Source organism: Paenibacillus sp. TSA_86.1 (assembly GCF_052691815.1).
In genome coordinates, this window is the sequence record NZ_JBQZGE010000001.1 from 899,107 (window position 1) to 919,328 (window position 20,222).

Consider the following 20,222-nt stretch of genomic DNA (forward strand, 5'->3'; position numbering starts at 1 on the left):
TTCGCATTACCGCGATGATGCAACAGTGTGGTAGTTGAACATCGTGTCAACAAGTTGATCGATTCTTTACACGTTAGTGGATTGGATTGGATAAAATCACTAGTTCAACTTAAATAACAGAGGATTTCTGCTATACTGAAAATGAATTGGAGGAGAAGGTAATGACATCATTGAAAATGGCTGTGATCGGCCTGGGTAAGATGGGTTTACATATGATTCACCAAGCGGAGAATACATCAATGGATATCCCCGTGAAGATTACTGCGGTGTGTGATGCGAATGAGCAAGGATTGCAGGCTTTTGCAGCAACCCATCCATCGGTAAAAACATATCTTGACTACAAACAGCTGCTGGATGAGCAGCAGATTGACCTCGTGTATATTGCTGTACCACCTAAATATCATTGTCCGGTCGTTATGGAAGTGCTGGAGCGCCGGATTCATGTGTTCTGCGAGAAGCCGCTGGCGAACAGTCTAGACGAAGCACGCAGGATGGTGGAAGCCGCGAAGCAGGCCGGCGTGGTGCACGCTGTTCATTTCTCGATGCCGCATGAATCTGCCGTGTTAAAGCTGCAAGAGATGGTTAAACAACATAAAGTGGGTGACATTCGCAAAATCGACCTGATTCTGCAATTCCCGCAGTGGCCGCGCTCATGGCAGCAGAATGACTGGATTACAAGCCGTGATCAGGGAGGATTCATCCTTGAAGTTGGCATTCACTGGATTCATATGATCCAGAATGTATTCGGACGCCTCCGTGTACTGAACGCTCAAGTGATTTATCCGGTCGATCAACCGGATGCGTGTGAACAGGAAGTACAGGCTGTGCTTGAAGTGCAGGACGGAACCCGTGTTCATCTACAGGGGATTTCCCATTTTGCCGGTGAAGAGAGAGTATCTATGGTTGTGTACGGCACCGAAGGTACCATTGCGCTGGAAAACTGGGAGGAACTGATGAGTGGACAGATCGGACAGCCGCTCTCTCCAGTAGAAGTGCCGGAATCCTCCAGTGAGCTGCCTGTTTTGAAACATGTAATCGCAAGGATTCAGGGCAGACCTGGCAGAATTTATACGTTCCATGACGGATATGAGGCACAACAAGTGCTTGAAGCACTTCGGAACAGCCATTAAATAAATTTTACTCCGAAAGGAAGTTGTTTGAATATGACCACAAAAAATGCCTTGCGTAAACCGGAAGCGATGATTTTTGATATGGATGGTACGCTGTTTCAGACAGAGACTTTACTCTTGCCTGCCTACCAGCAGTTATTTGATACCTTGCGTGCAGAGGGACATTTTGAAGGAGAAACTCCGCCGGAAGAGCGGATGCTTGGAAGTCTGGGTATGCTGCTTGAAGATATCTGGAAAGTGGTTATGCCCGAGGCATCCGAAGCGGCTCATCGCCGTGCAGATGAATTATTGCTGCAACTCGAGATTGAAGGACTGGATGGGGGAGATTCCAAACTGTATCCCGGTGTAAAAAAAACGCTGGAAGCACTGAAGGCCCAGGGTATTCGTTTGTTTGTTGCCAGCAATGGTCTGGAGGATTATGTAAAAGGTGTTGCGTTTGCACATGAAATTATGCCGCTGTTTGAAGGGGTATACAGTGCGGGTCAGTACAAAACACCTTCCAAGATCAATCTGGTGCAGATTCTGCTACAGAAACACCGGATTCAAGATGCATGGATGGTAGGGGATCGTTCCTCGGACGTCGAAGCGGGCAAAATGAACAACCAAACCGTCATTGGCTGTGCTTATGCCGGGTTTGGCCGGGATGAGGAGCTTGCCGGATCCGATGCGCTGATCTCGAATTTCACCGATTTGCTCCGCCTATATGAAGAAGCAGAATGAGCCGTTAATTCGGCTTAATCCTTGAAGTAGCAACCCTTATCGATGCACCTGCATGGGCGTGATTCACGCCCATGCAGGTTTTTTAGGTTGGAGCAGGAAGTTACATCCTCCCCTGTAGAAAGTTGATTTCCCTATCCCGCATAGGTTGTAAATCCCACTATACTTTCATTCAAAAGCTATAGGGGGTCTGATTCTGATGAAACCATCCAAACTGAACGCCTACATCTTCATCGTCCCGAGTCTCTTTCTCACACTGGTATTCGGAATCTATCCGTTGTTATGGGCTCTGCGTTACATGTTCTATGACTATCAGGGCATTGGAAAGCCGATCTTCATCGGACTTGATAACTTTGCACGTATTATGCGTGATGCACAGTTCTGGGACTCAGTCAAAAATACGGGGGTATATGCACTGGGTAAACTCGTCATTACCATTCCGCTATCCCTTATTCTGGCCATTATCCTGAATCGCAAGTGGCGTGGACGCTCCTTGTTCAGGGCCGTTTTTTATCTTCCAACAATCTTCAGTGCATCCGTTATGGCGATTGTTTTCTTTATCATTTTCAATTCATATAACGGCATTTTGAACCAACTGCTGCTCAAGTATCACATCATCTCCTCACCGATTGGTTGGCTGGATGCGAATCATGCGATGCTGACAACGATCATGATTGCTATATGGGGCGCTGTAGGGAACTACATGTTATTGTTCATTGCAGGTCTGCAAAGCATTCCGGAGGAGCTGTACGAGGCGGCATCACTAGACGGAGCGAGTGAGTTTCAGAAATTGCGCAATGTAACGATCCCGCTGCTTGGGCCCGTGCTGCAAATGATCATTATGCTCGCGATTACGACAGCACTTAAGGGGTACGAGAGCATTATGGTATTAACCGAAGGTGGGCCATATGGCAAAACAGAGGTCATGTATCTGTACCTGTTCAAACTGTTGTTCCCGGTTTCGGCAGACGCCCAATCCTTGCAGCAACTCGGTTACGGAAGTGCAGTCGGCTTCACGACAGCACTCATTGTAGGGGCGGTTACGCTCATTTACTTCCAAATTTCCAAAAAGCTTAATGATATCTACTAATGACGAACAGGAGGAAACGATGATGACTCAAACCGTGCTTGCACCTGCATCTTCCAATTCAAGTTCATACCGCTGGGCTCGCTGGACGAAGCGAACAATCCTCTTCATCTTTCTGCTGATCATTGCACTCTTATCCCTATTCCCGATTATCCTGGTGTTGCTAGGCTCGTTCAAAACCAACCAGGAGCTTACCGGAGGAGCAACGATTTGGCCGAAGATATGGCAGTTTACAAACTACGCCCAGGCGTGGAAGACTGCGAATTTTTCCGGCTTTACGATCAACAGCGTCTTTGTAAGTATGGCTACAACTGTAGGGACACTGCTGATATCTTCGATGGCAGCTTATGCGGTGGATCGGGTTCATTTTAAAGGTAAAAAAGCATACACCCTGCTTATGGCATCCACGCTGTTTATTTCGATTGGTGCCGTTGTACTCAGACCGCAATTTGATCTTATGGTCAAGCTGGGTCTGAATAATTCCCTATGGGGTGTCATCATCATATTAATTAGTGCACATGCGGCTACGTATTTTATTCTGGTCGGGTTCTTCAAGAGTATTCCCCGTGAACTGGATGAGGCAGCGATGATTGATGGCTGTAATTTCTTCACAACCTATTGGCTGATTATCCTGCCACTTCTGCGTCCGGGTCTGGCCGTTGCCGGTTTGGGTGTGTTTCAGAATTCATGGAATGAATATATTCTGCCTTTTGTGTTCACCATGAGCAATCCCAAGCTGCAGACATTGCCGGTTGGTCTGGCCAACCTGCGCTACGGAATCGGGGCTGCAGCTGAGGTTCAGTTAATGATGGCTGGCGCATGTCTGTCCATTTTGCCACTGTTAGTTGTATACATCTTTGCGAATAAGTCCTTTATGCAAGTTACGCTGGGGGCTGTCAAAGGTTAGGCTCACAAAGCGGAGGAAGAGATATTTGGGGAACGGTATTCCGTGCAGATTCCGCTGTGCTATACTCTTTTTAATTACAGCGGACAGGGCAAGCCCTTGTTCAAGGAGCGACCGCCTATGATGGCTTATTTCTACAAAATGTCTCTGAAAAAACGAATACAACTCATCTATATTTTTCTCGTTGTTTTGTGTATTAGTGTGACGGGAATCTGCTCATATCTCTTTGCTGCAAAAAGCATAGAGCGGAATGCCCTTGAGTTAAAGAAAAGCATTCTGAACAAATCGGTACAGGTGATGGATGAACATCTGCGTCATATCGTGGTGTCATCCTACTCGTTCATGCTGAGTGACACGTTCACACAGGTGATGCGCGATGTTCGTAATCATAATGATAAACGTTATTATCAGAATCTCTCTCTGCTTCAGACAACGTTTGCTCAGTTGAAGCTGGTAGAGCCGTTGATTGATACGGCTTACTTGAAGACACCGATCGGCAATTTTTTCTCAACGAAAGACTTCCCGAATCAAAGCACTGCATTTGACAAGGAGTATGGAGAGGTTGTGAAACAACCCGGCTGGAATACGATGTGGTTTAGTTCACATCCCAGTGAATTGTTCCAATCCCGTGGCAATGTGTTATCGCTATTGCTCAAACCGATTGTGATTGATAACCACACGTTTACGGAAGTCTACATGGTCGTCAACATGAGGGAAGCCGCGATGCGGGACATTCTGAACCAGGATCTGATGAACAGTCAGGTGCAATTGTTTTTATTGCACAAAAACGGAAGTGAAGTCATACGTCCGGGGGCGGGCACATTTGATCTGGTAACGGAGCCCGGATTTGCACAACGTTTAAATCGGGAAGCCGGTGATTTCACCTATACGAACGGACAGGGGCAAGACATGCTGGTGAACTACTCGGCTCTATCCATGAATGAGGACTGGGTTATGGTCAGTGTGCAATCCAAGGCCGATTTGTTATCTCCACTGAAGAAGATCCGCTGGCTGGTCATTCTGATTATGTTGTTCTGCATCTTGCTGGCGCTCGCGCTGTCCGACTTGTTATCCTCCGCCCTTTTGAAACCGCTGAACAAATTGCGGCGACTCATGGTTGAGGTGGAGTACAATGACCTGGACGTGCGGTTTCGCAGCAAATATGACGATGAAGTCAGTGCCGTTGGCCATCGCTTCAACCGAATGCTGGATCAGATTCAGATTTTGTTTGAAGAGGTACGCGACACGGAACACGACAAGCGGCGGCTCGAAGTGAAGGCGCTTCAAGCTCAGGTTGATCCTCATTTTCTGTACAACACATTAAATACGATGTTCTGGAAAAGCGAGAGCGGAGAGAAGAAGGATGTTAGCGCCATGATTGTCTCTCTCTCCCTGCTGTTCAGGCTTGGCTTGAATGACGGGAAAGATATGACGACTGTAGAGCAGGAGATCAGACACGTCGAGCAATACATGCAGCTGCAGCAGCAATGCTACGAGAACTTGTTTGAATACCGGATTGAGGCAGAGGAGTCGTGCAGGAGTATCGAAATTTTGAAAATTTTGCTCCAGCCTCTGGTTGAAAATGCAATCCTGCATGGTTTTAATGACAAGGAAGATCTGGGATGTATTCTCATCCGCATTGATCGTCATGAAGACACACTCCGACTTGCGGTCACGGACAATGGATGCGGCATGGACGTGGCGAAAGTTCGCGCGGAAGAAATACCTGGAGGCGAACGGAAGGGGTATGCCCTATCCAATCTGGTTGACCGATTAAGCCTGCAGTACGGTGAGCAAGCTTCGCTTGTATTTGATAGTGAAATAAACGTGGGAACTACGGTGGTTATCACCATTCCGATCAGCTAGGAGGGAGCGTACGTATGGAGCAATTAACGATGTGTGTTATGGATGATATCCAGGCTGTGGTCAAGGGCATCGCTTCCACCATTCCGTGGGAGGAGCATGAGGTTCGGATCGTTGGCACAGCGAACAATGGAGAACAGGGCTGGTCCCTTCTGGTGGAAGAGCAACCAGACATTGTGATCACGGATATCAAAATGCCTCGGCTCAGCGGACTCGAACTCATGAAGCGGGCAATGGATGCCGGACTGAGAACCAAATTTATTTTTATCAGTGGATATTCTGATTTTCAATATGCCCAGGAAGCCATCAAGCTGGGGGCCTTCGATTATCTGCTCAAGCCGTTTACTCCCGAAGAAATCCTGGGTGCGGTGCTCAAAGTGAGACAAGTCATTGAAAATGAACAAGCGAAGTCGAAGCAGCTTCAGAAGCTGAAACAAAAAGCGGTTAGCAGCAGCGAGTACGAACGTCAAAGTTATCTTCTCGGCCTGTTGCGGCATGAGATTGGAGGGTTTCTGAATGAGAGCCGGTGGGATGAGCTAAACATTGATCTGGATTCCTCCAATCTGAATGTGATGGTCATCGAGGTGGACGGGTATACACGATACGGCTCCACGATGCATCTGGATGCAGAGATTGTGCCATTTGCAGTGCAAAATATTGTCAGCGAAACATTAAATCGGTATACGAGAAGCATTGTGCTTCGTGAAAACCGATATCGGCTGGCAGCTATATTTGATACATCCGACCAGATTGAGGTATCGGAGCTTATGGAGCAATGCCGTCACAATGTGGAACAATACAGCAAAAAGACGATCTCCATCGGTCTGGGCACCATTGCCCGGAGACCACAGGAAATCTGGATATCCTATGCCAATGCAGATAAGGCGATATCCTATCGCTTTTACAGTGAGGGGAACTGCATTTTCAACTATGCAGAACTGGAGAATCAGGAGGTGATCGCCCCTGTGTATCCTTTGGAAAAGGAAAAGGAACTGTTTTACGCACTAAAATGCGGTAATGAGAGTTCCTGTCACCGGATCATCGATGAGATTCTGGAAGTATGGCAGAGCTCCAAGGGGTTCCCCGAGCCACTGACGATGATTCGTCTGTTGTCAGGACTTGCATTTGCCATCTACCGGGCATTCTGTGACGAAATCACGGAAGAAGAGCGTCTTCGTCTGGAAGCAGATCTGACCGTGCTTGAAGCGATGCGCTCGTTGACTTTTGACGGCTGGGGAGCATATATCAAGCATTTTAGCAGCATGGGCTGTGAGATCATGGATAAGAAACGGCTTACAGATGTCAAACAGGCGATCAGCAAATCCAAAGAGTATATCAGCATGAATCTGTCCGAAAATCTGACATTGCAGACGTGTGCGCAGTCCGTGCACTTAAGCCCGAGTTACTTTGCGAATGCGTTCAAGAAGGAGACGGGCATGACGCTTATCCAATATATTACGAAGCTCAGGATGGAAAAGGCGAAGGAACTGCTGGTTGCGGGTGTACAGGTACAGGAAATATGCCAGATGCTGGGGTATGAGGACAGACCGTATTTCAGTGGTCTTTTCAAGAAATACTGCGGTATGACCCCGACACACTTCCGGCAGATGTACGAGAACGGATAAGACAGAGATCGTCATTTTTCCCACCATGCATAGTCAGAATGTCCCTCACTTCGACTGAAGCGGAACGTTTATCATTACGGTAACGGGGAACCAAACAGGTTGTCCAGACAAGCATAAGGGGGCATTTCAATGGTTAAGAAGTGGATGATGACTACACTAAGTGCTGTGCTTGCATTAACCGTAGCCGGTTGTTCAACAGACAGTGGAACGACAACGGACAGCGGGGCAGCGGCTGGCGGCGGAGAACAGAGCAGCGGAAAAACAAAAGTGATCTATTGGACTCCGGATCGCCACGATGCTGATTTTATGAAATCCAAGATTGATCAGTTTAACCAGACCAACAAGGATAACATCGAAGTGGAAATGACCGTTATGGGTGACAATTATCCGCAGGCCGTTGATATTGCTTTTGCGAGTAAACAAGCTCCCGATGTGTTTCAAATTGACGATTTCCAAACGTATTACCAGAAGGGGTATCTTGCTCCAATCGACGGATATATGAGTGATGCGATGAAGGCCACGTTCAAAGACAGCCTGATCGAAAATAAAAATACAATTGATGGAAAAGTCTATACCCTTCCGAATACAGGCCAGATCTGGAGACTGGTGTACAATAAAGATATTTTCCAAAAAGCAGGCATTGCTTCTCCGCCTAAAACCATTGCTGAGATGGTAGCAGACGCAAAGAAAATTACCGAAGCAGGTAAAAGTGAAGGCATCTATGGCTTCGCCAGCCCGTTCAAAAGTGGTAGCGGTTTCTGGAGAGCGGCGAACACCATTGCCGGTGCAAGCACGAACGAAGGAATCGACGGCTTTAACTACAAGACAGGTCAGTTTGACTTCAGTATGTACAAGTCGATTGCCGAGGCACTTCGTCAAATGAATCAAGACGGCAGCATGCTGCCAGGTGTAGAAAGCCTGGATATTGACCCACTGAGAGCGCAATTCGCACAAGGCAAAATCGGGATGTACATTAACCACTCCGGTGAGCCGGGCGTCTACAAAGATCAGTTCCCAACCAAAGAAAATTGGGGTGCAGCACCTGTGCCAACAGATGATGGTACGATTAAAGGCGCTTCACAAGTCATTGGCGGCTCCTATATCGGCATTAATGCCGACTCGAAAAACAAAGAAGCAGCTTGGAAGTTCATGGAGTACGTATACAGCACGGATCTGCAAAGCGAGTATTATGAAAAAGGGTATGGTATCTCCCTGATCCCTGCAGTACTCAGCTCGGATAAAAAACCTAGCATTCCAGGCATTGAAGGTTTCTTGCCGAAAAGAGTTGATGCAATCTTCCCTGCGAATCCAGGTGTCATTACAGAGAGCTCGCTGGAAGGTATGAAATGGGCTGAAGCCTTCTCCGCTTATGTATTCACTGGTGGCGATCTGGATGGGGTAATCGAGGATCTGAACACACGGTATAATGCAGCACTTGAGAAAAGCAAAGCGGCAGGCCTGACTAAAATTGCGGCAGATCCATCGTTTGATTCATCCAAGCTTCAAGGTAAACTGTCCAAAGAAGAGTAAAACCTAAACATGGCGGCCGTCGTATTCATACTTCGGTCGCTTCACTTTACTGAAATTTTCAAAATTATCTTGCCTTGGAAAGGGGAATATCCAATGATTATTGACCAGAATTCCGTAAAACCACATATCATTAACGAAACAAGTTCGCGCAAAATTTTGGGGATGGGTGGAACACTCATGATGGTCGAAGTTACGTTTAGCAAAGGTGGAATCGGCGAAGTTCACTCCCATGATGCGCATGAGCAGGTCAGTTATATTGTAAAGGGAAGCTTTGAAGTTCAGGTGGGCGAAGAGACCAAAATTCTCAAAGCCGGAGACAGCTTTTATGCTGGCTTGAATGTGCCCCACGGAGTAAAGGCACTGGAAGATGCGATCATACTGGATGTGTTTACGCCATTCCGTGAGGATTTCCTTGAGGTTGACCAATGAGTGATTTTTACCTTTCGGCGGACGAACTGCAGCAGGCAGCTCTGTACTACCAGGAGCACTTTCCGGAGGAAGCCCGAAATTCAGTGACGATCGCGAACCGTGCCATTCTGAATGAATTTATCGTGCCGTATACCCATGATTTGACCAACTGGATTCCACTTGGCACACCGGTGGACTGGCTTCATAATCCGACCAATGATCTGGAGTTCACTTGGGGCATCAACCGCCACTGGCATATGCTTGATTTGGGTAAAGCTTATCTGATGAAAGGCAACCCGTTATATGTGACGACATTTATAGATCACTACCGCACGTGGAGAGAACAGAATCAGGTGCCTGTTGATCTGGCGTATGACGAGGCTGTTTTTTTTCAGAAACCAGGTCCTTGGCGTTTGCTTGAAACAGGTCTGCGTGTGCAATCCTGGATTGCCGCGTACAAATATATGGAATCCAGTCCGCAACTGGACGATGCCTTTCGGGCCGAATTTCTGCAAGGGCTGGAGGAGCATGCAGAGTTCCTGACGCATTATCTCGGTAGTACAGAGATCAATCACGCCATTATGCATATGCAGGGTTTGTTTATGATTGCAGCTTTTTACAAGGAGCATCCACGCAGTCCATTCTGGCGTCAAGTGGCTACCGAACGGTTGGAGCTCTGTCTGTTGCATCAGTTGAACGAAGAGGGTATCCAGGTTGAGTTGAATACCCATTACCATAACGCAAGTATCGAGATGTTTGGCACACCGTATCTGCTGGCAGGTATATCCGGGCATCCATTTTCCGTGTGGTACGGAGAATGTTTGCGTAATATGGCCGCATTTACCGAAGCGATGATCAGACCGGATCATCAATCAACAGGTATTGGAGATTCCGACTGGCTTAGTGACGGGCGGCAGCGGTTGACGCTGCTGGGTGCGATTCTGGGCGATAAGGATCTCATGGCACGCGGAACCGACAGCTCCGAATGTCTCTGGTTAGTAGGTGCAGCCACATATGAGAAGTGTATGAGATTGCAGTCTGGTGCTTCCCGTTCATTGACGAGCCGTACTTTTCCGAAGACCGGATATTATGTAATGAGAGATGAACAGCAATATCTGTTCTTTGATGCAGCGTCAATGGGTGGGGCTCACGGTCATGCGGATGCCTTGAACATCGAATGGATGTGGAATAACCGACTATTTTTCACGGACACCGGACGTTATACGTACGAAGAAGGGCAATGGCGCCATTATTTCAAGAGCACGCGCGCGCATAATACGATTACCATAGACGGGACGGACCAGACACCATATGTATCTACCCAGCAATGGGGGCGGCCTGAGGCAGAAGCAACAACACATCGCTATGAAAGTCACGCAAACTATCACTTTATGGATGCTTCTCAGGATGGATATACACATCTGCCGGATCGGGTTACCCATCGCCGTTGGGTGATGGCAGGAAAAGGTGTACCTTTGCTCCTGGTGGTTGATTGGCTGGATGCTGAGGGAACACATACATTGGAACAAAGATTCCATCTGCATCCGGAAGCCAGACTTGTGATCCGGAAGGAAGACCGCGCTAAACAGAGAGCTGGCATTCGATTTGAAGATTCTTCCGTTAAGCTCTGCATGAAGTTTTTGATGGCGGGAGAAGGTAGTGACACATTTGAGGTAACAGAGCAGGTAGGCTGGGTATCGGAAATCTACGGCTCGAAGTCCGAAACAGCTGTTATCCAGGGCCAAGCTGAGTTCTCGGGCAAAGTGGGAGTTGTAGCTATATGCCTGCCAGCGGATGAATCAGAGGAGGCTGTGAAAGTTACGGAGGTTGTGTTTGAGCCTGATCAAATGAGATTCACGCTATCTTATGAGTATCTTGGTAAGGCAGCCCGGATTGTTATCGACGAACATCTGGTAAACTGGAAGTAATTGCACGGGAATACGAAAAATTGGATAAAAAGATGTGCACCATGCCTTACAGCTAGAGAGGTTGAAGTAGGACTGAAAAAGGATTGAAGGCTCAATGTATTATTGAACCTTCGATCCTTTTTGTTTTGTTCGGCTTGGAAGTTATACTTTATGATCATCGAGTTGATTATTTCACCCTGCGGCTGCGTTTTACTCTCGCTGCTTTAGAAGTAACGGGCCTGGGAGAAAGAGGTTTTCTGACCACTTCCGCAGGGCGGTTGTGGTACACCCACAAGGCATATTCCAGTGGCTGGGTGATCGCTTTATAATAGATGCTTCGTTCACCAATTCGGGCAAAGACCTCACGAGCAGGCTTGGGATTGACCTCCAACAGGTAGATATGCCCGCTCTTGTCTATCGCCAAATCCAGAGCAAGCTCGCACAGATCCCCGTAGGTATCCTCCAGGAACGTGGCCACATCAATACCGAATTTCTCTGCCGTTAATGTCACTTCTTCCCGTAGCTCTTCCTCAAGAATCCACTGTTTCATCAATCGTTGCATGGCAACGGCCTGACCGCCGCCGTGAAGGTTGGAAGTTACACTTTTCTCTGCGCCCATACGCCCTGCACATCCTGTGAGCTCCCACTCGCCTTCTCCATTTTTCTGAACCAGCATGCGGTAATCATGTACCCTTCCGTTAGGGAGCTGGAGCTGAATTCCTTTTTGCACGAGATATTTATCTTTCATATTCCAGTGCTGGAGCAGGGGACCGAGCCTTGATAGATGGACTTTGCGCGGCGTAATAATGCGGCGTTTCTGATCCCGCCCCTGCACAAGCACCGTACTGGGCTCCTTGCTACTGCGTTCTACGCGCAGAATGCCGCGGCCGCCCGTACCGTTGATCGGTTTCAGATAGATCAGCGGGGAAGACTTCAGCATACGGTTTACATCGGACATATCCTGAAATAGTATCGTTTCCGGCAAATGCTGCCGAAACGCGGCTTTCTCGGAGAGTGTCTGATGAATCGTCCATTTATTGCGTAAAGGCCTGTTCAGGAAACGCAGATGTCCATATTTTGCACGAAATGCAAGCAGTTGCTGGAAGCGGTGGTTGCGCTGAATGCGACACCGGTCAAAGATCAGATCCGGGAATGCGCGCCATTCCCTGGACCAGCCTTTCTTTTCCTCGTATACCATTGCTTCGATCTGCTTGCCGCCAGAATGTACATCAGCAGGTGTGAATACGTAAATATCGAGTCCCCGTTTGCGCCCCTCCAGAATCATTCGGCGGTAAATGCTTCGTTCTTCCAGAGCGCGGTGTTCATTCAGATACAACGTCATAATGCCCAGAACAGGTGAGGACACAAACAATCACCTTCTTTGTATGCAGTATTCCTGTCCGTCATCGTACAGACTGGCGGGCAAGATAAGCGCTGTACTGGAAAATGCGTTCCAGTGAACGCCGTCTGATCTGTGGTTCATCAAATTTCATAGGTTTGGCGTTAGCTTCAAAAAACCAGAGCTCTCCCAGGTCATCCACGCCAAGATCCATGGACATTTCACCAAGCGTATGTCCCGAGCCGCGCTCAACCTGTCTTGCAATCGTTAGTGAGGTGGATTTCACCCTCTTCATCAGAGCCGTGGCCATCTCTTCTCCAAACAGTTCGGTGAGCAGCTTCTCCGGGTCTTCTACACTGCCGCCGCGAGGTACATGAGTTGTAATGCTGCGCGAGCCTGCGAGCCGTGCTCCGATTCCAGTCACGCTCCACTGTCCCTTGCCATTTTTCTGCACCAGCACACGAAGGTCAAAAGGACGCTTGTGAGAAGAAGCCAGCTCAATGCCTTGCTGCATGATATAGGGCGTGTGTCCGGTTTCCTTTCGAATTCGTGCCCATAACTTGGATAACGTGGCCGCTTTGTACGTCATACTCTTCCGGGTATTCTGTATTTTAAGCCGGTAAGGCAGTTTTTCTTTTTCCTGAAATTTAAGCATCATAATGCCTTTTCCTGCTTTGCCGCTCTCTGGTTTAAGATATAGATAAGGGTATGTTCGAAGTACCGTGCCGAGTGAAGAGGCACTGCGCATCCGCCGAGTGTGAGGAATCAGCGGCTGGGTGGACTTGGATTTTTTCAGCCATTCGAACAGATTCCATTTATTGAAAAAAAACGGATTATACAGCTCAATGCCGGATTGCAAACATTCTTCTATTTTCCGCTGAACCGAAGGCTTGCGCTCGTCTTCCCGGTTAGGAATACGGTTATACAACACATGAGGGAGGGGAAACGGCCGTGAAGTCCATTTGCCGCTCCCTTTGTTGTACGTATATCCTTTCACGGTAGGTCCAGTGACATTAAAATCCCGAACGGTAACGATATAAACGACATACCCCATGCTTTCACCCGTTTGCAGAATATCCTGAAAATTTTGATGATTCCCTCTGAACATACGCTGTTGATCATGCATGGTGAGCACGGCGATCACAGGTTTGAAATCATCGTGAAGGCTCATCAAATGCCTTCCCTCTTCCGGAATTTGCTCAAATACAGGCAATGCTCCAAGATGTGTTCCACCGACGATTTGCCCTCCACCCGGAGTGAAGGGTGACGGAAGATGGAGCGTCCGGGTTTGGCGTTCGCTTCGAACATCCATACATGTTCCTCCTGATCAATGCCCAGATCAAAGCCAATCTCACCAATCAGATGCTGGTGCTGGGATTCAATCGCCTGGGCCAGTGTAATAGCGACAGATTTCGCCTGCTGCAGAACCTCGCCCGCTCGTTCCCCGAAATTGCGGCTAAGTGCCTGTTCAGGGGTCATTAGAGAGCCGCCATTTTTGATATGGGTTGTGACACTTCCTCGTCCTGCCTTTTTGGCGCCAATGCCGACAACGACCCACTGATTGTTCCCGTTTTTGTGCATATGGAAACGAAAATCAATAGGACAATCGTCAATTTCGATCAGCCGTATTCCCTGTTGAACGACATAGCCCCGTAGCTGTTTGCCATGTCTGCCTTGAAGCATGCGCATCAGGCTATTGAAAGAACCGAAGCGTAGCAAGGCATTACCACCTTTTTTGCGATAACGTGCAAAATATCCACGTTTGGGCGAATAGGTCAAACGGTAGATCCCGTTTCCGAGGCTGCCTGCGGTTGGTTTATAATAAACGAACTGATGCCGCTCAAGCATTTCCTTCATCTGTTCGATCGTTGGGTTGGTGATGGATTCAGGGATGTAACGCCCTGCGGTTGGTTCGTTCTCCAGCAATTTGTAAATATCCGATTTGTTGAAGAAACTCCAGTTGAAGAAGGGAATTTTGCGGCGAATAAAACGTTCCCGAAGCTGATTGATTGCCGGTGAGAAGTCGGAGCGTCGGCTCGGCAAACGGTTGTAAACAACATCGGGCAGCGGAACCGTCCTGCGGATGAAACTTCCGCTCTCATTGAGAAAGTAACCGGAAACCGTCTCGTTCTGCCAGTTGATATCCCGCGGAGTGAAGGCATAGATATAGGATTTGCGGCTTCCTTCACGGAGCAGCTGTTTGATGAAACCTGTACGGGAGCCAAAAGGGTTGGAGCTTGATGATGAACCGTCGGATAGCACTCCGATGAGTGGACCCAGCTGTACTTCATCATTCTGGAGGTTACGAAGATAAATGCTACCCCGTTTGGGAACGTTCATTAAATTACGGATGCCTGATGCCAGATACAGATGTTTCCCGGCTTTGCGAATGGGTTTGATGGTGGCTGGCACGCGATCACGCCCGAAACGCAGATGTATCGTCTTTTTGCCGGACAGATTGAGGCTTTTCATTAAAGCATTAGATACGTACACCACTTTTTCGGGTTTTTGGGTGAAATGCAGATTACAAAAGGTCAAACTCATGATTTATCCTCCTATCCTGAAAAAGATCCTTGTGCTCCATGGCAAGCAGGCATTACAGGCCTTCGCCGCCTGGAATCGGGATGCGTTTCAGGCCAGCTTTGCTGGATGAATTCGGCATTTTCAATGGACGTGAGACGTCCGCGAGAACATGTTGTTGCAACAGATAACGGGCGTAAGCAAGCGGTTGTGTATACGTCTGGGCATGCATGCGTGTGTCACCTGATTTGGCAAAGGAGGTGCGGCCTGGTTTGGAATTCACTTCAATCAGCCACAACCTGCCACCTGAATCCGTTCCGAAATCCAGACCAAGTTCTGCAAGTCTGCCGAAACGGCTCTCCAGCAGCGGAGGAATGAGTGTGGCAGAATGCCTGATTTGTTGCAGCAACGAAGCTGCCTGTTTCTTACCATATCGTTCAGTGAGGTATGCATCAGCAGGATAAGCATGACCCCCGCCGTGAAGATTCGAGGTTAGAGAACCTTCGGCTCCTTCCCGAACCATGCATCCGGTTAGCGTCCAGTGGCCTTGCCCGTTTTTTTGAACCAGCGCCCGGATATCAAATGCTCTTCCAAGGTGGCTAAGCTCCAGATAAGGCTGCACAATCAACTTTTGTACAGCCTGATGTGATTCCAGCCAGGAAGATACGTCCGTCGCTTGATGAAATGTCATATTAAAGTGTTCGTTGCCTGTATTACGACCTTCCGCGATCCAGACAGATGGCGTATCTCCCATCGATAGACGAAAGGTGTTCTTGCCATGAGTTCCTGCTGCGGGTTTGAAAAATAAACCTTTGGGCCAGCGTGCAAGCCATATTTCCCAGGGAATAGACGGCCTTACCCGGGAGGTTGGGGCAAGAAGTCCCCGAAGCTTATTTGACTTGGATAACACGCGATGGACTTCCCATTTGCCAGGAAGTGCGGTGGACCATGAACGCTGTCGAAGACTACTGGCATGAGGTAAATATTGCTCCAACTGCTGCCTTGTATTTCTGGAGAGCGGTCCCAGGCAACGGTTCATCACCAGACCAATCGTTGGAATACGAACAGCTTTCCATTGCTTCTGATGATAGGTATATCCTCTGATAATGCTGCCCTCAGCAAACGGAGATGGGATCGGGATGACGATGATTCGCAGTCCATACCTGGGACTTTCCACACAGAGCTGGCGACAGAAATATTCATCTGCAAAGGGAGGTGAGCCTTCTGCTCCACGAACCAGAATAGCGATGGTGAAGTTCTGCGACGATGTAAACATGTTGCTGCACCTCCTTCTTGGGATAAACTTCAGAATCCGGCCAGATATGTGGAGTATTCAAGCATCGCTTTGACCGAAGGGCGAATCTTGCTTTCGCTCAATGGTGTATTATCATTTTTGGATGGTTTTGAATTCACCTCGAGCAGCCACACACGTCCACTCGTGTCTAGCGCCAGATCGATACCGAGTTCACCGAAATGGGCCGGAATGGCACTTTCAATGCCTTTGGCGATATCTAGAGCAGCTGTGTGCAGTCCTGCATATGCCGAAGCTTTGGCGGCACTGGATAGCTGTGTTTTGGCTACGGCTTCTTTGACGGTGCTGAGGCTTCCGCCTCGCGCCAGATTAGAGACGTAATGACTACCGCCTGCGATACGAGCGACGATGGAGGTTACGCTCCACTTGCCCGTTTTGTTCTTCTGCACAAGCGCACGGAAATCAACGGGCCTGCCGCTGTTATCAATCAGAGTCAGCCCTTGCTGGATCTGGTAACGCGTTGTTTTCATTTTTCCGGACATACTGGCATACAGTTTATCCAGAGAAGCATACGATTGCTTGCGGGTACCTCCAACACTTGTCGCCAGCGTCAGATAACCTCCTTCTGGCTGGCGGGAGACCCGGATAATGCCTTTGCCAAGTGAGCCGCGCACCGGCTTCAAAAAGATAACCGGATAACGTTGGCACATGGTCTTAAGGGTCGCTGATGTTTTGAGCAGATGGGACTCGGGCAGCACCCGTTTGAGTGTCGTGATGGACTTAAGTGCGTCAAACACCTCATTTTTGTCCAGAAACTTTTCATTAAAGGTGTGTGTGCCGTAAAGCGATTTTACTTCTTTCATAAAATGCTGTACGCTAGGTTTGTTCTCGAGTTTGCGGGACGTCAGCCTGTTATTGACCACATCTGCTACTGGCAGAACGGTCTTTTTCCAGCCGTCATCATACACCCAGCCTTTCATATAGCCGGTTACTGCTCCGATGTCCTCCGGTGTGAAAAAGGATACATAGGCGCCCTGCTTTCGGCAGGCATGCACTAATTCCTGGCAGAACATCGTAATCGAGCCAAAGGGCCGATCGGGCTGATCGGGGTAATCCTGGCTGACCATAACACTGATGTAGGGTCCCAGGCGAAGCGTATGGCTGGAAGCGCGATAAGATACCCTCAGGACCGAACGGGGCACAAGGCCGGTTTTGCTGGCTACCGTCTGATTGAGTCGTAATCCGTCATATCGGGGAACCGGAATAACGGTAACTTCACGGCGGTACGAACCGAATTGCAACTGAAGAGGCCTTCCCGAAGGAATCTTGAGTGCCTTGAGGACTCCTTCGCCCAGCATGATGACGTCGTCCTGCAGGATGCCCGAGCCGGTAACCTGTATCGTTACTTTTTTAGTGGACATCACGGATCTCCTTCCGGGCGGCAGCTTGATGTCTGATCTTGAAGTTGAACGGCATCTGAACATGGCATGTGCTTCATCATATGAGGACATATACCCCTTGGTGATTGACCCACCCGGAATTAAATGTGTTTGATTTAGGGCGTTTCTGGGCGATCTGATCCAGAACCTTTTGTTTGAGAGCATAGAATGCATATTCTTACACGGATGAACAACCAATCAGAGGAGGAATTATAGTGATTATTTATGACAAAGCGAATGATCTGGCAAAAGCACTAAGAGAGAGCAGTGAGGTAGAGGAGATTACCTCTGCAATGAAATTGATTGAGGCTGATCCAGAGGCCAAAGCGATGCTCGACAACTTCCGTAACCAGCAGATGGAATTACAACAACGCATGATGAGCGGAGATATGCCGGCACCAGACGAGATGGAAAAAATGGAAAAGGTGTTTGAGGTATTAAGTCTGAACCTGAACATTCGCCGCCTGTTTGATGCAGAACGTCGCCTGAGTGTAATCATTGAGGATGTAAATAAAATTATTGCAGACAGCCTTGCTCATCTGTACGGCGGAGCAGAAGCTTAAGGTATTAGCTCAATAAGCACGAGCACTGACTTGTCTTGTTTTTTTCTCTAAACCTCTCATATTACCTCTGAATCGTTCATAGACTAGCTATATATGGAACGAAGGAGCTGTGAATGGTGAAGAGGTTGAAAAAGACAAAACATGTCATCTACCTGTTGATTGCATTGTCGATGCTGGTGATTGCGCTCCCGCGTATTTCCTTTGCTGGCGGAATGGACTGGGTTAATATTTTTGGCATCGTGTGGGTGCTGTTCTCCCTGTTGATTGTAGGTGCTCACCTGCATTTCATTCTTGGCGTGGACGAGGAGAAGAAACGTGCGCTGGAGGCTGTACACCGGGCGAAGTTACGGCAATGGGAGATGAAACTGCTGGACAAGCAGGAGCGGAGCAAATCGGTGTGAACTGGATAAGACCGGAATCCTTGAATCAGGGGGTTTCGGTCTTATTTGTGTATTTCAGTAGAACATCCGTGATCGAATCTTTCACGATAGAAGTGAGATGTTTTTTCCTAACAAGTTCAGGTACCAGATGGGGTTATTTTCCTTAGGTCGTGTTATAATAGATACAGTATAGTACAGATGCAACCTCGGGGGTGGTACAGATGGACGGGCAGGAAGAGAATGTCACGAAGCATGAACAGCTTCTACAGCATATTGAACAATTGAAGGTAGGCAGCAAAATCTCGGTGCGCGGGCTTGCGCGTGAACTGGGAGTAAGTGAGGGAACAGCTTATCGTGCTGTCAAAGAGGCAGAGAACTTCGGACTGGTCGTGACCAAAGAGAGAATCGGGACGGTGCGGATCGAGAAAAGACCTCGGGGCATGTCAGAGCAGCTGACCTTTGCCGATGTGGTTACTATAGTGGAGGGACATGTGCTGGGCGGTAATGAAGGACTGGGGAAACCCTTGCACAAGTATGTGATCGGGGCGATGAAGGAGCAGGCGATGGCTCGTTACATTGATGCGGGCAGTTTGCTTATTGTCGGGAACAGGGAAGATGCCCACTCCTTGGCATTGGAACAGGGTGCAGGCGTGTTAATTACGGGTGGTTTTGGTACAAGCAGGGATGTGAGGATTATGGCAGATGAGCTTGGATTACCCATTATATCCTCCAGACATGATACCTTCACGGTAGCCTCCATGATTAACCGTGCCATCTTTGACAGGCTCATCAAGAAAAAAATTATGTTGGTGGAGGATATCATCGGTCAGAAACCGCGTCTGCAGGTGCTCAAAGTGACGAGTTCCGCCGCGGATTTTCATAAGTTAGTGTCGGAGACAGGGGAACACCGTTTCCCGGTTGTGGATGAATGGAATCGTGTGATCGGGATTGTGAGTCTCAAGGATGTCAGTGAGTTGCAGGCGGAACAAAGTATTGAAAAGTGTGTTGTCCGCCGACCGATAACAGCCTCGCTGCAGACATCTCTCGCTTCCGCCGCGCAGATTATGACCTGGGAAGGCATTGACTTCCTGCCCATCGTTGATCGCAACCGCAAGCTTATTGCTTCCGTTACACGCAAGGAAGTGTTGCAGGCCATGCGTGATGCGCAGAAGCAGCCTCAGCTTGGCGAGACCTTTGATCATCTGATCTGGAACGGATTCGCGGAGGAGCGTGGGGAGCAGAATGAACTGTTGTTCCACGGCTTTATTATTCCTCAGATGGCAACGGATCTGGGTACGATCTCGGAAGGGGTGCTGCTGAATGTCATGACACAAGCTGCACGTAGAGCAGCATGGGACGTCACGGGCAACGACCATGTGGTCGATAACGTAACGACTTATTTTGTCCGCCCGGTACAGATTGAGGATCAGATTATGGTGCGCCCCATGATTCTGGAGACGAGCCGCCGGACATGTAAAATGGATATCGTCATTACTCGCGAGGGCAATGTGGTATGCAAAGCGGTCATGACGCTGCAATCCATTGACCACGCTTAGAA

17 protein-coding genes are annotated in these 20,222 nt (G+C 48.6%); 12 read left to right on the plus strand and 5 right to left on the minus strand.

The genetic code is table 11. The annotated features are described in order from the left end of the window. The first annotated feature begins 161 nt into the window (after window positions 1-161). The 9 genes from ACUTVW_RS04200 to ACUTVW_RS04240 all read left to right on the plus strand — a co-directional run bounded on the left by ACUTVW_RS04200 (window position 162) and on the right by ACUTVW_RS04240 (window position 11,192). Window positions 162-1,130 carry a Gfo/Idh/MocA family protein gene (locus ACUTVW_RS04200; RefSeq protein ID WP_445644617.1) on the plus strand — a complete coding sequence of 323 codons (969 nt, stop codon included), beginning with the start codon at window positions 162-164 and terminating at the stop codon, window positions 1,128-1,130. Window positions 1,131-1,163: 33 nt separating this feature from the next. After that, a complete protein-coding gene (locus ACUTVW_RS04205) occupies window positions 1,164-1,850 on the plus strand; it encodes an HAD family hydrolase (protein ID WP_445644618.1) in 687 nt (228 codons plus the stop codon). Between the two features lie 196 nt (window positions 1,851-2,046). Then, complete coding sequence (locus ACUTVW_RS04210) at window positions 2,047-2,937, plus strand: carbohydrate ABC transporter permease (RefSeq protein WP_445644619.1); 891 nt, start codon at window positions 2,047-2,049, stop codon at window positions 2,935-2,937. A 22-nt stretch (window positions 2,938-2,959) separates the two neighbouring features. Continuing rightward, window positions 2,960-3,841 (plus strand): carbohydrate ABC transporter permease, encoded by an 882-nt coding sequence (locus ACUTVW_RS04215; RefSeq protein WP_445644975.1) that lies wholly within the window; start codon window positions 2,960-2,962, stop codon window positions 3,839-3,841. Window positions 3,842-3,958: 117 nt separating this feature from the next. Then, window positions 3,959-5,704 carry a sensor histidine kinase gene (locus ACUTVW_RS04220; RefSeq protein WP_445644620.1) on the plus strand — a complete coding sequence of 582 codons (1,746 nt, stop codon included), beginning with the start codon at window positions 3,959-3,961 and terminating at the stop codon, window positions 5,702-5,704. Between the two features lie 14 nt (window positions 5,705-5,718). After that, entirely contained in the window at window positions 5,719-7,326 is a 1,608-nt protein-coding gene (locus ACUTVW_RS04225) for a response regulator (protein ID WP_445644621.1), read from the plus strand. A gap of 129 nt (window positions 7,327-7,455) precedes the next feature. Further along, entirely contained in the window at window positions 7,456-8,856 is a 1,401-nt protein-coding gene (locus ACUTVW_RS04230) for an ABC transporter substrate-binding protein (RefSeq protein ID WP_445644622.1), read from the plus strand. A gap of 93 nt (window positions 8,857-8,949) precedes the next feature. Further along, window positions 8,950-9,285 (plus strand): cupin domain-containing protein, encoded by a 336-nt coding sequence (locus tag ACUTVW_RS04235; protein ID WP_445644623.1) that lies wholly within the window; start codon window positions 8,950-8,952, stop codon window positions 9,283-9,285. Further along, a complete protein-coding gene (locus ACUTVW_RS04240; RefSeq protein ID WP_445644624.1) occupies window positions 9,282-11,192 on the plus strand; it encodes an alginate lyase family protein in 1,911 nt (636 codons plus the stop codon). Before ACUTVW_RS04235 ends, ACUTVW_RS04240 begins: the two co-directional genes overlap by 4 nt. 166 nt (window positions 11,193-11,358) lie before the next feature. Here the strand turns inward: ACUTVW_RS04240 and ACUTVW_RS04245 are convergent, their stop codons facing one another. From ACUTVW_RS04245 to ACUTVW_RS04265, 5 genes are read right to left on the minus strand one after another with little or no spacing between them, the layout of a single operon-like run. Further along, window positions 11,359-12,537: a YheC/YheD family endospore coat-associated protein gene (locus tag ACUTVW_RS04245; RefSeq protein WP_445644625.1), complete on the minus strand. Its 1,179-nt coding sequence runs from the start codon at window positions 12,535-12,537 to the stop codon at window positions 11,359-11,361. 37 nt (window positions 12,538-12,574) lie between these two features. Continuing rightward, complete coding sequence (locus ACUTVW_RS04250; RefSeq protein WP_445644626.1) at window positions 12,575-13,681, minus strand: YheC/YheD family endospore coat-associated protein; 1,107 nt, start codon at window positions 13,679-13,681, stop codon at window positions 12,575-12,577. Continuing rightward, complete coding sequence (locus ACUTVW_RS04255; protein ID WP_434751975.1) at window positions 13,681-15,054, minus strand: YheC/YheD family protein; 1,374 nt, start codon at window positions 15,052-15,054, stop codon at window positions 13,681-13,683. Before ACUTVW_RS04255 ends, ACUTVW_RS04250 begins: the two co-directional genes overlap by 1 nt. 52 nt (window positions 15,055-15,106) lie before the next feature. After that, complete coding sequence (locus ACUTVW_RS04260; RefSeq protein WP_445644627.1) at window positions 15,107-16,306, minus strand: YheC/YheD family endospore coat-associated protein; 1,200 nt, start codon at window positions 16,304-16,306, stop codon at window positions 15,107-15,109. A gap of 29 nt (window positions 16,307-16,335) precedes the next feature. Beyond that, window positions 16,336-17,703, minus strand: a complete 1,368-nt coding sequence (locus ACUTVW_RS04265) for a YheC/YheD family endospore coat-associated protein (RefSeq protein ID WP_445644628.1) — start codon at window positions 17,701-17,703, stop codon at window positions 16,336-16,338. A gap of 233 nt (window positions 17,704-17,936) precedes the next feature. Here ACUTVW_RS04265 and ACUTVW_RS04270 point away from each other — a divergent pair, with 233 nt between their 5' ends. The 3 genes from ACUTVW_RS04270 (at window position 17,937) to ACUTVW_RS04280 (ending at window position 20,220) form a co-directional block, all read left to right on the plus strand. Next, window positions 17,937-18,284, plus strand: coding sequence for a YlbF family regulator (locus ACUTVW_RS04270; RefSeq protein WP_434751972.1), 348 nt, complete (start codon window positions 17,937-17,939; stop codon window positions 18,282-18,284). 113 nt (window positions 18,285-18,397) lie between these two features. Then, complete coding sequence (locus tag ACUTVW_RS04275) at window positions 18,398-18,685, plus strand: hypothetical protein (RefSeq protein WP_445644629.1); 288 nt, start codon at window positions 18,398-18,400, stop codon at window positions 18,683-18,685. Between the two features lie 200 nt (window positions 18,686-18,885). Next, complete coding sequence (locus tag ACUTVW_RS04280; protein ID WP_445644630.1) at window positions 18,886-20,220, plus strand: DRTGG domain-containing protein; 1,335 nt, start codon at window positions 18,886-18,888, stop codon at window positions 20,218-20,220. The last annotated feature ends 2 nt before the right edge of the window (window positions 20,221-20,222 follow it).